This is a genomic window from Dyadobacter sp. 3J3 (genome assembly GCF_009801115.1).
Classification (GTDB): Bacteria; Bacteroidota; Bacteroidia; order Cytophagales; family Spirosomataceae; genus Dyadobacter.
In genome coordinates this window covers 63,376-77,247 of sequence record NZ_VTOL01000018.1, presented here as the reverse complement: position 1 = coordinate 77,247, position 13,872 = coordinate 63,376, and the positions used below count along the sequence as shown (strand labels likewise).

At 42.8% G+C, this 13,872-nt stretch carries 10 protein-coding genes; 2 read left to right on the top strand and 8 right to left on the bottom strand.

The genetic code is table 11. From position 1 onward, the window contains the following. Positions 1-29: 29 nt before the first annotated feature. Positions 30-2,339 carry a multicopper oxidase domain-containing protein gene (locus FZF08_RS27715; protein ID WP_159476755.1) on the bottom strand — a complete coding sequence of 770 codons (2,310 nt, stop codon included), beginning with the start codon at positions 2,337-2,339 and terminating at the stop codon, positions 30-32. A 42-nt stretch (positions 2,340-2,381) separates the two neighbouring features. Next, on the bottom strand, positions 2,382-3,239 hold the full coding sequence (locus FZF08_RS27710) for a DUF3347 domain-containing protein (RefSeq protein WP_159476752.1): 858 nt from the start codon (positions 3,237-3,239) through the stop codon (positions 2,382-2,384). A 241-nt stretch (positions 3,240-3,480) separates the two neighbouring features. Between FZF08_RS27710 and FZF08_RS27705 the strand changes: the two genes are divergently transcribed. Together FZF08_RS27705 and FZF08_RS27700 are read left to right on the top strand one after the other, a co-directional pair. Next, positions 3,481-3,663 carry a hypothetical protein gene (locus tag FZF08_RS27705; RefSeq protein ID WP_159476749.1) on the top strand — a complete coding sequence of 61 codons (183 nt, stop codon included), beginning with the start codon at positions 3,481-3,483 and terminating at the stop codon, positions 3,661-3,663. 257 nt (positions 3,664-3,920) lie between these two features. Beyond that, complete coding sequence (locus FZF08_RS27700; RefSeq protein WP_159476746.1) at positions 3,921-5,009, top strand: exo-alpha-sialidase; 1,089 nt, start codon at positions 3,921-3,923, stop codon at positions 5,007-5,009. 39 nt (positions 5,010-5,048) lie between these two features. Here the strand turns inward: FZF08_RS27700 and FZF08_RS27695 are convergent, their stop codons facing one another. The 6 genes from FZF08_RS27695 to FZF08_RS27670 all read right to left on the bottom strand — a co-directional run bounded on the left by FZF08_RS27695 (position 5,049) and on the right by FZF08_RS27670 (position 13,868). Beyond that, entirely contained in the window at positions 5,049-5,621 is a 573-nt protein-coding gene (locus FZF08_RS27695) for an HdeD family acid-resistance protein (RefSeq protein ID WP_159476743.1), read from the bottom strand. A 32-nt stretch (positions 5,622-5,653) separates the two neighbouring features. Further along, on the bottom strand, positions 5,654-8,182 hold the full coding sequence (locus FZF08_RS27690) for a cation-translocating P-type ATPase (RefSeq protein WP_229216723.1): 2,529 nt from the start codon (positions 8,180-8,182) through the stop codon (positions 5,654-5,656). Between the two features lie 133 nt (positions 8,183-8,315). Further along, on the bottom strand, positions 8,316-9,158 hold the full coding sequence (locus FZF08_RS27685) for a universal stress protein (RefSeq protein ID WP_159476740.1): 843 nt from the start codon (positions 9,156-9,158) through the stop codon (positions 8,316-8,318). Between the two features lie 66 nt (positions 9,159-9,224). Then, positions 9,225-10,433 carry an acetate/propionate family kinase gene (locus FZF08_RS27680; RefSeq protein WP_159476737.1) on the bottom strand — a complete coding sequence of 403 codons (1,209 nt, stop codon included), beginning with the start codon at positions 10,431-10,433 and terminating at the stop codon, positions 9,225-9,227. A 253-nt stretch (positions 10,434-10,686) separates the two neighbouring features. Next, positions 10,687-11,052, bottom strand: coding sequence for a cupin domain-containing protein (locus FZF08_RS27675; RefSeq protein ID WP_159476734.1), 366 nt, complete (start codon positions 11,050-11,052; stop codon positions 10,687-10,689). A gap of 152 nt (positions 11,053-11,204) precedes the next feature. After that, on the bottom strand, positions 11,205-13,868 hold the full coding sequence (locus FZF08_RS27670; RefSeq protein ID WP_159476731.1) for a cation-transporting P-type ATPase: 2,664 nt from the start codon (positions 13,866-13,868) through the stop codon (positions 11,205-11,207). Between the last annotated feature and the right edge of the window lie 4 nt (positions 13,869-13,872).

The window sequence follows — 13,872 nt, the reverse complement described above, 5'->3', positions numbered from 1 at the left end:
CATTTAAGGTTAAATGCATTTAATCCTTGTCAATAATTCAAAGTAAGCCCTACACCAAACCCCATGTCGCTGTCATAATGCGCGGTGGCACCAACGTACCTGGTGAAAATATATCTAATTGCGGCCATGTATTCCTTGTCGGTATTTACCATCAGGGTCATCCGAAGACGCTTTGAAACAGGTATATCCATCCTTTCCAGCTGAAAGCGGACATTGCCATCTGAAAATACTTCTGCCTGCGCCATCACAAGCATGGGCAACGTGTAGTTCACACCGGCACTAAAAACAGACCGTTGATCTTTTGTGTTCCGCTGGCCAAAAAGGTTAGTCTCCACCTCGTCCATGCCCATTTTTCGATAACGCCAGTCGAAACCTATGAAAGGCATCAGCCATTGCATTTTGCCAATGTATCGCCCGAAATGGGTTTCGGTTTCATAGCCATGGTGCTCATTATATCCCAATCGCCACTCGGTACCAATACTCCAGCGGGTATTTTGCAGCATAGCCTGGCCATCGTTGCCGTTAGTGGCAATATCATTTTCCGCCATGAAATGAGGCTGCCGGTCATCAGCATAGAGTTTTCGCTGCGCCAGTTTTGTGTTTGGTATCTCTGGGTTCGCCGGGGAATTTTCATATGAGAAAATCCTGCCCATTCCACTCATCATGTGGTAGAGAATATGACAGTGAAAAAACCAGTCTCCACTTTCGGTTGCGGCAAATTCCAGGGTATCCGTTTCCATGGGCATGATATCAATCACGTTTTTCAGTGGAGCGTTTTCTCCCTGACCGTTCAATACCCTGAAATCATGGCCATGCAAGTGCATAGGGTGACGCATCATCGAATTGTTGTAAATAACCATGCGAACATTTTCTCCTTTTTTAATCAGGATTTTATCGGTTTCAGAAATCACCTTATTGTCCAGGCTCCAAACGTACCTGTTCATATTTCCGGTGAGAACAAAACGGAGCTCTTTCACAGATGCCGCTTTTGGCAGGCTGGTATTTAATGTTGATTTTAGCATGGCATAATTCAATGTAGTGATAGAGGATAAGGCATTGCTATTGTACATGTTATGGTCCATGTGTCCAGCATCTGCGGACTGCTTTTTATCGTCCATCTCCATACCATCCATTTTGCCTGTTTTCGGTTTTTGAGCAACTTTTTCAGAGGATTTTTCTTTTATGGCCCCTGTAATTTCCGGGTACATTACAAGGTTCATATCCATCTTGTTGAGGCTCATATTCATGCCCATATCATAAAGATCGCCGTTCATTTTCATCATACCGTTCATCATCTTCATGCCTTCAAAATATTTCAACCGAGGCATGGGTGAAGCCAGTTGTTTCACACCATCTCCGAGAAATAAGGAGGCGGATTTGGTTCGGTCTTCGGAGGTGACCAGAAATTCATAAGAAACTGGTTTCGCACCTGGAGTAACTTCAGGAATAGTAACCACCACATCATAAGTTTCTGAAACGGCTATAATCAATCTGTCGACCTCGACGGGCTCAACATCATTACCATCGTTTGCGACCACGGTCATTTTTCCACCTGCGTATTTGAGCCAGAAATAGGTTGACGCACCACCGTTTGAAATCCTCAAACGCACTTTTTCACCAGGTTTGAACTGCGGGAGCTGGCTTTCATTTTTGCCATTGATCAGGAATTTTTCGTAGTAGACATCGCTGACATCCATTGCGTTCATGCGCTTCCACTCATTGGCCAGCTTTGTTTTGAAATAGCCTTGTCTGATTGCTTCCGAATAACTTTGTGTAGTCCCTTTTCTGATCGCAAACCAGTCACTTGCATTATGCAGCATGCGGTGCACGTTCTCAGGTTTCAAGTCAGTCCACTCGCTTAATACAATGGGGACTGTGGAAATATCAGGCTCCTTCTTTTTGTTCAGGATCATTGATCCGTACATGCCGATCTGCTCCTGCAAACCAAAATGGCTGTGATACCAATGCGTGCCGTTTTGAATAATAGCAAACCTGTAAAGATGTGTTGTATGAGGCTTGATAGGCATCTGTGTCAAAAAAGGGACACCATCGTATTTGTTTGGCAAAAACAATCCATGCCAGTGCAGGCCAGTCGCTTCGTCCAGTTCGTTGTGTACGTAAATTTCAGCAGTATCACCTTCCGTAAAAGTGAGGGTAGGCATGGGGATGTGTCCATTTACTGCAATGGCTCTTTTCTCTTTGCCGGAAAAATTTACTGTGGTATCTCTTACGTACAGGTCGTAACGCACGATTTTCTGAGCAGTTGAAACATCGGATAAAAAAAGTATTATAGCCAGAATTAACCAAGCGCCTGGGCTAATATTTTTACGAAAATCCATAAGGCGTGTTTTGATAAAATGAACATAAAGCACAGGATTATTCTATTTGATGGTCTCGGTTGTTTTACCGCAGCTTAACATCTGTGCGCCGTAATACGGGTTTTGTATCGTAGGTATCTGGCTAAGCCAGTTTGCACCTTTGCCGTCGTTGGCCATTGGGCAATGCTGATAATATACAGGCTGCACGGGTTTTGCATTCTTGATAAGGTTGTACATATTGTCTGAAAGCACAGTAAACCGTTCTCTTTGCTGGGCGATGTCTTTGGTTTTTGAAATACGGTCAGCATCCAGATCCAGGTCTTTCATGACCTTCATCCAAACCATATGCTGTGCTGTTCCAAGCTCCTCCATTTTCACTGCCTTGATAGCCTTCACAAGGTTTGTAGCATTGACGGATGCGGCACTCCCGTCAGAAGATACCAGGGCATTTTTTACCGAGAAGTAGGCATCCAGAACGGCTTTTAAAGGATCAGTATCGGCAGTGACAGTTTTTTCTGCCGATGCCATCTCGGATCCGTGCCGGTGTTCAGCAGTCATTTTTTCTGCAATAACTTCTTTTTTACCAAGTCGCTCGTATTTACAGCATTCTTCAAGTCTGGCAAAGGCGTCATCCGGGGCCAGATAGTTTTTGTTGTCATATCCTGCCAACGCGATCTTTTTAAGGATTACATCAATTGATGTCTTTCTGTTATCGTAAGTAATAGTGGCAATTTTTGTGTCTTTGTCCCAGCTTGCCTGAGATATATTTTTTTGAAACGCCGCGTTTTCAATCCCTGTCTTACAAAGCGCACATGATCCGGAGATCGTTACATTTTCAGTAACTACATTTTTTATTTCTGCCTGTAACAGAAATGAGGACAGCAATAAGACAATTGCCATCAATACTTTTATTGATTTCATCTGATAAAAACTTAAACTGTTGTTAATAATTACTAATCCAAAAAGCAAAAAATGCCTTCTGAAAGACGCAACTGTGGCGTCAGGATAACAAACAGCTTAGGTTAGGGGGCATCCAAAGAGAGAGATAAACGGGTTTTGGAGCCATTTGAATGAAGAACCAGTGCAGCTTGAGCGGCGTGACGTATTCCTTTTTTTGAAGGGAAAAAGAAGGCTGCGCTTTTAGTGCAAATACAGGTACGGCATGGCCGCAATCACATCCGGATTGGTTACAATTGTGATCGCATGGTATACTTTTATTGCCTTTTTTTTGATCCGCATGCCTGTCGCAGCACATTTTCTTATGTTCTTTTGCCTTCATTTCCTTTTTGTGACCAGCTTTCTTGCTGCCACATGCCACAGTGGAACTTACCGGTATCACCAGTAAGCATGCCATCAGTAGCAATGCAAGGAAGTTAAATCTCATAAAAAGTAGAATTACAAAATTTATTAAGGGAAAGAATAAGGCCCGGCAAGAGCTGGATCTTTCTACAACACAAATATCATCATTAAAGTTATAAGCTAATTATAGAATTATGGGCAACGCTTACATAATTACAGGTTAAAGAATTTTATGAAAATAAAATGCATTGCAATGTTGCTTAAAGTTTAGAAATTGAATGTTGAAATCTTAAAAAACAGATTATGCCGCTATCAAAATCAAGGTTGGTCTTTTTGGCCCTTTTTCTTATTTTACAAGGAAATATCAGGCGCGATAACCCATCAATCACGGAGCATAACCTTGGGACAGGTAGCCAGCCAGAAATTTCTGTTGATGATAAAGGCACCATCCGGATTGTATACGGAGTTAAAACGGGTAAGGAAAAAGATCTTTATTTTATAAGTTCCCAGGATGGCGGGGTTTCTTATTCCAAACCTTATCTGATTGGCAACTTTTCAAATATGGGGCTGGGTATGGGCCGCGGGCCGCAGATCGCTACAACAAAAGACTATACAGTGATAACCGTCGGCGATCATCACGGAAATCTTTTTGCAGTTAGTTTAAACAAGGCTACCAACAAATGGTCTGCGCCGGTCAGGGTTAATGATTCGGATACCACTGCAAAGGAAGCGTTATCCGGACTTAGTGCCGGAAAAGATAACAGGTTGTTTACAGTCTGGCTTGACAGCCGTCTTGGGAATAACAATTTATTCGGGTCCTCTTCAAGCGACGGAGGATTAACCTGGGAAAAAAACCAGCTTATTTATAAAGGCAGTCAGGAAGGTATTTGTGACTGCTGTAAGCCATCTGCCGTGATTGATGGAGCGGGGCAGATACACGTCATGTTCCGTAACAAACTCGACGGCGCACGCAATATGTACCTGATTACTTCAAAAGATAACGGTCGGCATTTCGGAAGTGCGCAGAAACTGGGTGTGGGAAATTACCTGATCAACGCTTGTCCGATGGATGGCGGTGATATCTCAGTCGATGCAAAAGGTAATATTACTACGGTCTGGCGCAGGCAGACGGAGGTTTTTATATCAAAACCCGGAATGCAGGAAATTAAGCTTGGTATTGGCCGGACGCCTGTCATTCTTCAAGCTGCTAATGGCACTGCAATCGCCTGGCAGCAAGATAGTACCATTCAGTTTCGGAGACCGGGAGACTTGCATTCACATGTTTTGGGTAACGGCCAATACCCAAAACTGGCGATGATGCCAGGCAGCAAATCAGCGGTTTGTACTTTTGAAAGGGAGGGAAGAGTGATAGTTAAAACAATTTCTCTCTAAAACGACTTGGTACTGATTTTTAGATTAATAATCAGGTATTTACTTGCTTATTATCCAATGCTGCGTTTTTCGTATCCGCATACTGAAGTGCAGATAGAAAATTCCTACCACCAGCAATGCGGCGGCGGTCCAAAAAATGACAACATCAGATCCGAATAAAGGATTGTAAATATTTACCAGTGAAAAGAATAGCCCTGCCAGCCCTGAAAACAAAAGCCAGGGCCAGTCAGCAAGCCCTTTTTTCTTAATTTGAAAGCTCCTGCCTAATAATAGGACACTTCGGATCAGCAGCCAGAACCCAACAAAAAGTGGCAACGAGGCTGCGGCAAGGATAGGATTGGTAAAAAATACAATCGCGATAAATAAGTCGAAAATGCCTCCTGCCACATACCATCCCCAGCCAATTAACGACTTATGGCTACTGATCGCAAATGTCATTTCCAATATTCCATTAGTTACAAACACCATTGCGAATGCCAGGCTTAATGCAGCGTAGGTAATATCAGGATTTGCATACACAAATATGGCCAGTAAGATCAAAATTAGCCCTGATATCAGAAATGTCCACCAGTAATTGATGTAACTGTTAACCTGTTCAAGGTGCCTTGACATATATTCGTTTGGTTAAATATTAAGTTATCAAGTCAGACAGGAGACTTTTTCCTATTGTAAAATTTGACGCCTTCATACCAGATTGTGCAGGCAAATCCAATGCCGATGCTGATCAGTAACTGTCGCAGATTAACAGCTTCCAGACTAAAAAAGCGATTAACGCCCGGGATTACAAAAATCAGTACTGAAAGTAAAACAGTGATACCAACGATCAGCGTCACCAGGTTATTTTTATATCTTAAAGTGGTAAGAACAGAATAATAAAACGATCTGTTGATCAACGTCAAAAACACATTGGCAGATAACAGTCCAATAAAGACCATGGATCTGGTGAGTGATTCGTCATACTGGTTTGAAACGGCAAATTGATAGATTAAAAGCATTCCGATCGTAATAACCAATCCTTGTACAATGCTTACCGACAATTCTTTCAGGTTGAAAAATGTGGATGTGGCTGGTCTTGGTTTTTGTAAAAGCAGATTTTGCTGCATCGGTTCATTTTCATAAATAATCGAGCAGGTGGGGCCCATGATCAGCTCAAAAAATATGATATGCACCGGTGTGAAGATAGATGGGTATTTCCAGTTCAACGCCAGAGGAATGAAAACTGTCAGAATGATTGGAATGTGAATGGAGATAATGTAACGGATTGCGTTTTTAAGGCTGACATAAATTTTTCGTCCCATCGCCACAGCATCAACCATTTTTCCAAGATCGTCATCAACCAAAATGAGAGAGGCAGCTTGTTTGGCAATTTCAGTTCCCTTTTTACCCATAGCAATACCTATATGTGCCGCTTTTAATGCAGGGCCGTCATTGACGCCATCGCCGGTCATGGCCACAATTTGTCCCTGTTCCTTAAGTGCGTTGATAACTTTCAGTTTTGCTTCCGGAAACATGCGCGCAAAAATCTGCTTTTCAAGTACACATTGCTGTAAAGTCTGGTCGTCCATGCGCATGAGCTCGTCACCCGAAATCGCCTGGTCTGCTCCTTGAAATCCGATTTGTCTGGCGATGTTCTGCGTGGTAGCGGCATTGTCACCGGTTATGATTTTAACCTGAATCCCGGCCTTATAAAACGACTCAAATACCGTTCGGATGTTGGCCTTTGGCGGATCGTAGAATGCAACAAGGCCCATAAACTGAAATTTTATCTGCTGCTGTTTTTCTGGAAAATCATTACCCGCAAATTTGCTTTCACCAACACCCAATAAGCGGTAGCCTTCACTTGTAAGTGTTGTCATGGCATCGAAAATGGCACTCTTTGCGGATTCGGTTAAATCCGAAACAGCCATAATTGCTTCGGGTGCTCCTTTCGCGGCTATTATTCTTTCACCACTACTATTTTCAAAAACATGGGTCATCATGGGAGGTTTTCCTTCCAGGGGGTATTCATGGACCAGTTTAAAATCAGGTCGAAGATCGCTTTGAATACGTTTGCCATAAGCTTCATGCAGCGCTACCTCCATTGCGTCAAAGGGCTCGGGCTCGCTGGACCACATGGCCATTGAAATTAGTTTTTGACCTTCATCGTTCAGGTTTTGGTCTGGTACCATCAACGCATTGGAAACTGGCAGAAATAAGCTGGCCAATGTCATTTTATTCTCGGTAATTGTGCCGGTTTTATCTGTACAAATGACTGTTGCGCTGCCAAGGGTTTCGATGGTTTGTGTTTTTTTGACGATAATCCCCATTTTCATCAGACGCCAGGCACCCAGTGCCATAAACGTGGTGAATGCAACAGGTATCTCTTCGGGTAAGATGCTCATTGCCAAGGCAAGTGCTTTTAGCAAACTGTCTAAAAAAAGATGTGAGCGATAAAAATTGATACCCCAGACGATCAGGAAAACGACGATACCTACAATCGCCATTTTTTTAACGAAGTCTGTGATCTGGATTTGCAGCGGCGTTGCCTCTTGTTCTATGGATTCAAGACTAAGACCGATCTTTCCCAGATTGGTGCCGTTTCCTATCGCGTCAATTTCACAAACAGCCCTTCCGCTGGCCACAAGTGTCCCCTGGAATATTTTTTCACCGGGTTCGGTTTTTACCACCGCCATTGACTCGCCTGTTAATATCGATTCATTCACCGAAAAGTCGTGGGCCTCAAGTACAAAACCATCTGCCGGAATTTTGTTGCCTTCTTCCAGTATCAGGCAGTCGCCAATGACGATTTCCTCCCGCGAGATCTCTATAACAATGCCATTTCTGATGACAGAGCATTTGGGTTGTGTGAGTGTTTTTAACTCTTCAAGGGCATTGCGGCTTTTGGTATCCTGGTACACGGATATTGCCGAAATGAGGATAATGGCACCGAGCATAAACAAGCCCTCACCGGTAGAGCCCGTTAAAAAATAAATTCCTGCTGCAACAACCAGTATGATCAGCATAGGTTCCTTGACCAGATCTAATACCGCCGACAGAAAGCCATTTTTGCTTGTATCTGCCACCTTGTTTTCCCCATGTGTTATGCGGGATTGCGTAACCAGGCTGTCGGTGAGGCCCTTGTGGGCGTTGGTCTGGGCTGTGGGCATAGGAAGGCGGGTTTTACTTGTATCCATTGCCAAAGGTTTTATATTTCAAATATAGGGAATTTTAAAGGGAGTCAGTTTTGGTATTCAGGCTGAGCATATTTCAATTTTATATTCCATCAGATTTACATTTCTTATTAAGTATACTGATGATAAGAATAATCTAATCCCACTGCGCCTTGTTAAAAACCAACAGCGGAACATGCGGATGATAAGAATATTCAGCGGATGCGCTAGGCGAAAATATTTTGTCAAAAAGTGTCCTGTGGTGTTGCGTAAACATGACAAGCATCGATGGTTTAGTTTTTGTCGTGGCTGCTTCGATGAGTGAAACTAAATTCGGGAAAGGAGCTGAAAATTTTATGTTCACTTTAATATTAACTTTCTCCAAAGCCTCTGACGCTTTTTCAATTGCTTTGGGATTGGTGTAAGCTTCAAGATATGTCGTAAAATGAAATACTTCCACATCAGCCTTGATAGCACCGGCAAATTCGGTTACCTTTTTTAATTCTGAGTCCAGCTCAGCAAGGTCAGAGGCATAAAGTATTTTTGTGATTTTTTTTAATTTGTAATTGTGCGGAACTGCGATTACCGGTACCGTTGAATGGTTTATGATATTTGCAGTGTTTGTTCCAAGCAATCTTTTCAATCTCCCTGCTCCACGGGTGCTGATGCAAATGAAATCAAAGTGATGCCCGGCGGCATGGTCCATGATATTACTCTGCGTTATCACAGAACTTTTGATGATACAGGCCGAGGGTTCGTGTTCTATTTTTAAATCCTGATAAACTTCCTTCACAAATAGATCAAGCTTTTCCTGTATTTTTTTTCGCTCCGCAGTTTCATGCGCCTGGATCTTGCTTGCGCTCCATGCCGTCGGGGATGTCACATGGAATGAATGAAAGAAAGTAAGTTCAAACGGGTGCTGTGTTTTTAACTGGATTGCAAAGCGTAAAGCCGCTTTGGATGCAGTGGAAAAATCGGTTGTAACAAGTATTTTTTTCATGATTTTAATCTTAGTGGTCATGAACTGATAGGATGACGCGGGATTTTGTGAGGTTATATCGGATCGTTAATTTTTGATGTTGACATCCAAAACCTGACTGACCAGCCTGGCTATCATTAATTCTTCATTGGTGGGAATAACGCGGATCGTTACTTTGCCTGAATTGCTGGAAATAACGGTATCATTTTTTTCATTACGATCTAAATCTATTTCAATGCCTAAAAAGTCAAGTCCTTCACAGATGCGTTTGCGGACCAGAGGAATATTTTCACCGATCCCCCCTGAGAAAATCAGTGTATCCACACCTCCGAGAATGGCAGCAAACGAACCGATTGTTTTTTTTACATCGTAACAAAACAGGTTTACAGCTTCGGCAGCGCGATAATCACGAAGTTCAATTTTTAATAGTTCCCGCATGTCGGAACTCGTTTCGGAAACGCCCAGTAATCCAGACTCGTGATTAACAAGATGGTCAAATTGTTTTGGACTTAATTTTTCAAACTGCATCAAATACCAGGCCACTCCCGGATCAAGATCTCCTGTACGGCTACTCATTACAACACCGGAAGCTGGTGTGAAACTCATCGTGGTATCAATACTATGACTGTTTTTTACAGCTGCAAGACTTGCTCCATTTCCCAGATGTGCCAGGATAACCTTCCCATGGGCCGTTTTTTTATCGGTTAATCTTTCGAGTTCATGGATCAGGTAAGCATAAGACAGTCCATGGAACCCATATCGGCGGATGCCCTTTTCTGTATATTTGCGAGGAATTGGTAATAGCTTTGCAACAGTGGGCATGGTTGAATGGAAGCTGGTATCAAAACATGCCACTTGTTTAATTTCGGGATAATGTTTGCTAAAGAGTTCGATCAGCTTAATTTCCTGGGGCAGATGTTCGGGGTCGTATGGACTTATTTTTTTTAGGTTTTCGATCAGTTCATCCGTGATGAGCTGTGGCTCTGTATGCTGCATGCCATGAACGATCCTGTGACCGATTGCGCTAATTTCATTAAATCCTTCCTGCTTTTCGAGCCACCCGGTCAGGAAGTTTGATGCATGGGAATAGTCATTGGTATGAAGAAGAAGATTTTGTTTTTTTTCGGTGATGCTAGTGCTGAAAGTAGCAGTGGTGTTTTGGATTCCAATATTTTCCAACTTTCCTTTGAACAGCACCTTCGGCTCCTGGTCATTTTGATATAGTGCGAACTTAATACTGGATGAACCGGCATTGATAACGAGTATAGACAGTGTTTTTGCGCTATTTATCTTCATTTAAAACAATTTCAGGAAGTTAGTTTATGTTGCCATCTGTAAGTTGTGTTTTGACTTTTTCAACAAATCAGCAGGTTTTGATGTCTGCCTTTACCTGGCTGAGGTTCCGAAAATGTAATGTCTTAAAATCCATGCTTCGGGCGATTTGGATTAATAAAAATCCATCATCTATTTATAAATCCTTCTGGGATTTCCATCCGTTAGTGAGCAAAGTTTCTTCTATATCTAAAATAATGTTTTTATTTCACTTACATCACTCATAACTACTTTTGATAACTGTTGAGAGCATTTTGAACTGTACACTGGCGTTAAACGAATTGGTTGCATTAGCCGGGATAATAATGCCCTGCCCCAATTTAAGTTTATGCTTTTTGCCACTGATCATAACTTCCGCTGCTCCGTCAATGATCTGTATATAAGTATCAAAAGCGGAAGATTTTTCTGCGAGCTCTTCTCCGGCGTCAAAGGAGGAAATCGTGATGTTCCCGGTTGACTTTTTTATGATTGTTTTACTTACCATGGCGTTGGGGAGATACTCGATGATTTCAACAATGATGTGCGGCGTTGATTTTTCCATTTCAGTATCTTTCCCTTTTTCATTTTTGTCTTTCGTATGCATGATCTGGAATTTTACAAATGGCTGCAATAGGCTGTAAAGTTAGTGACTGATCCACGGTGAAGTGTTACACAAAAAAATATACAAGTTGCATCAATCACACATTATGACAGGATTTGAATCAGTAAAGCGGTTTTAAATGAAAGATCCAATGATCAATTTTTGATTTCCCAGTACGCAGGAAATAGAAGTCGAACGGCTTGGATGACGATGATCGGTGCTATCCCGGCTCCCAGTATCAGTTCCAGAGAAGCTATCCCCATCGGTTGTAAAGAAAGAACCTGCCGTAGTAAAGGGATAAAATAAGTCGCCAGCATGATCGCAATACAGAGTATTAATGCCATCCAAATGAACTTGTTGCGTGTGATTTCATTATTAAAAAATCGGCGTTTACCTGTATGCAGGTTGAAAACATGCAGCAATTGCGCCAGAGAAAGTGCGTAAAAAGTGATCGTATTTCCTTCGGCTGTGTTCATTCCCAAGCCAGTTGTAGCATACCAATAACAGCCAAGAACCGATGCGGTCATGACCATTGCATAAAATAAAATCCTTTTCCAGTCTGCGGCTTCGAGAAGGGATTTTTTAGGGTCTCTGGGAGCAGATTTCATGAGCTTTTCATTATCCTTTCCAACGCCCAACGCAAGTGCCGGGAAAATATCCGTGATGATATTGATAAACAGAATCTGTAAAGGCAGCAGCGGGTTTCCTACATTTAGAAAACCTGCAAAAGTGACCACGAAAATCTCACTCATATTGCACGATAGTAGAAAGACGATGAATTTTCTGATGTTCTCAAAAATCACCCTGCCTTGCTCAATGGCGTGGACAATGGAAGCGAACGAATCATCTTTAAGCACCATATCGGCAGCTTCGGCCGCCACGGCAGTGCCTCGAAGCCCCATGGCAATGCCTATATCCGATTTTTTTAAGGCAGGCGCATCATTTACACCATCGCCGGTCATGGCTACAATGTCTCCTTGTTTTTGGTAAAAATCAATCATATCAAGTTTTTGGGCAGGATTTACCCTGGCGAAAACTTTGCAGTCCATCATTTTTTTTCGATCAGTCTCAGAATTAAAGTCAAATGATTCCAGATCTTTCCCAGTCAGAACCAATACCTCATCCTCCCCGACAAGTTTTACCTCTTTCGCAATTTTTAGCGAAGTGGCAGGGTGGTCACCGGTAACCATAATGATTTTGATTCCCGCGTGGTGGCAGGCATTCAATGATTTTGTTACTTCTTTTCTGGGCGGATCCAGAAATCCAATCAACCCCAGATAGGTAAGTTTTTCTTCAGAGGTAAAATTGTTTCCGGGTTTTTTATTGGTTTGGCGGTAAGCAAAAGCCAACGTCCGGAGCCCATCTGCGGCCATGACTTCGGAAACTTCAAGTTCTTTATTTCGCTGCTCCTCATTTTCCCAACTGCACAGAGCTGACACTTCCTCAATGGCACCTTTTACTGATATAAAATATCCCGATCCTGCGTGATGCAGCGTGGCCATAATGCGGGTATCGGAGCTGAAAGCTTTTTCAGCTTTCCGTTTGTAATCATTATTCAGTTTATTGATATCAATGCCACAGGCAGTTGCGAAAAGTAGCAGGGCAACTTCAACAGGATCGCCTAAATTTTTTTTATTTTTACCATCCAATTGTGCATTGTTAGCCAAAGCGCCGGTCATGCTGAGCATCTGCATTTCTTTAGATTTTATCAGTTTCTGATCCCCCGTTATTACTTCCATGGCCTCTAAACCTTTTTTTTGGGGGTGAAGACGAATCGTCAGATCGTTTCCGGAAAAGTGCAGGGCATGTACTTCAATTTTATTTTGGGTAAGCGTGCCCGTTTTATCAGTAAAAATGACGTTGGTCCCTCCCAGTGTCTCTACGGCTGAAAGACGTTTTACGATCACTTTTTTCTCTGCTAACCGCAGCATTCCGTAAGCGAGAGCAACCGTGGCAACAATGGACATTCCTTCGGGAATAGCGGCAATGGCAAGTGCTACTGCCGTTTCAATCAACTGTTTTATCTCCTGTCCGCGTAGCAGGCCAACAACCAAAAATGCCAGCGCCATGCCAAGGGTTACCCAGATCAGCACCTTTGTCAAACTATTCAGTTTTCCTTCCAGGGGAGTGGCTGTCCGCTTGGCCTGATGCACCATGGTGGCAATTTTGCCAAGCTCGGTCAACTGGCCAATTCCGGTCACGATGGCCTTGGCATTTCCATCGGTGATGGCAGTGCCTTTGAATAAATTGTTATGCTGATCACCCAGCGGGGCATTTTCGTATGAAGGATCCAGACTTTTTTCAGATGGTAGAGACTCTCCGGTTAATGCCGATTCATCGACCCGGAGTTGATTGCGTTCAATAATTGAAGCATCAGCAGCAACAAGGTCGCCTGCTTCCAAAACCAATATATCTCCAATTGTAACCTGCTCCGATGGGATTTCTTGTATCTGGCCGTCACGTATAACCCTTGCCGGTGTTACGTCCAGCTTGCGCAACGCTTCCATAGATTGCCGGGCATTGTATTCCAGCGTAAAACCAGTTATCGCATTGATTAAAATAACTGCTATGATGGTAAAACTTTCAAGTTCATCTCCCAGAATAAAAGAAACAATGCCTGCCGCAGCCAAAATATATACAATCACACTGTTGAACTGCCTGAGTACTATGAGCCAGATATTTTCAGGTTTCACCAGTTCCAGCTCATTAAGTCCAAATTGGGCAGTACGTGCCTCGGCTTCTTCCTTTGAAAGACCTTTCTCTGGATCTGTATCATTTTCACGCCCTTTTGAAACTTTTGGTTCAGGCTGTTTTGACATGTTT

Bases quoted from the DNA above. Each gene is read 5' to 3' on its own strand.
- FZF08_RS27715 (WP_159476755.1), bottom strand. From the start codon at position 2,339: ATGGATTTTCGTAAAAATATTAGCCCAGGCGCTTGGTTAATTCTGGCT.
- FZF08_RS27710 (WP_159476752.1), bottom strand. From the start codon at position 3,239: ATGAAATCAATAAAAGTATTGATGGCAATTGTCTTATTGCTGTCCTCA.
- FZF08_RS27705 (WP_159476749.1), top strand. From the start codon at position 3,481: ATGGCCGCAATCACATCCGGATTGGTTACAATTGTGATCGCATGGTAT.
- FZF08_RS27700 (WP_159476746.1), top strand. From the start codon at position 3,921: ATGCCGCTATCAAAATCAAGGTTGGTCTTTTTGGCCCTTTTTCTTATT.
- FZF08_RS27695 (WP_159476743.1), bottom strand. From the start codon at position 5,621: ATGTCAAGGCACCTTGAACAGGTTAACAGTTACATCAATTACTGGTGG.
- FZF08_RS27690 (WP_229216723.1), bottom strand. From the start codon at position 8,182: ATGGATACAAGTAAAACCCGCCTTCCTATGCCCACAGCCCAGACCAAC.
- FZF08_RS27685 (WP_159476740.1), bottom strand. From the start codon at position 9,158: ATGAAAAAAATACTTGTTACAACCGATTTTTCCACTGCATCCAAAGCG.
- FZF08_RS27680 (WP_159476737.1), bottom strand. From the start codon at position 10,433: ATGAAGATAAATAGCGCAAAAACACTGTCTATACTCGTTATCAATGCC.
- FZF08_RS27675 (WP_159476734.1), bottom strand. From the start codon at position 11,052: ATGCATACGAAAGACAAAAATGAAAAAGGGAAAGATACTGAAATGGAA.
- FZF08_RS27670 (WP_159476731.1), bottom strand. From the start codon at position 13,868: ATGTCAAAACAGCCTGAACCAAAAGTTTCAAAAGGGCGTGAAAATGAT.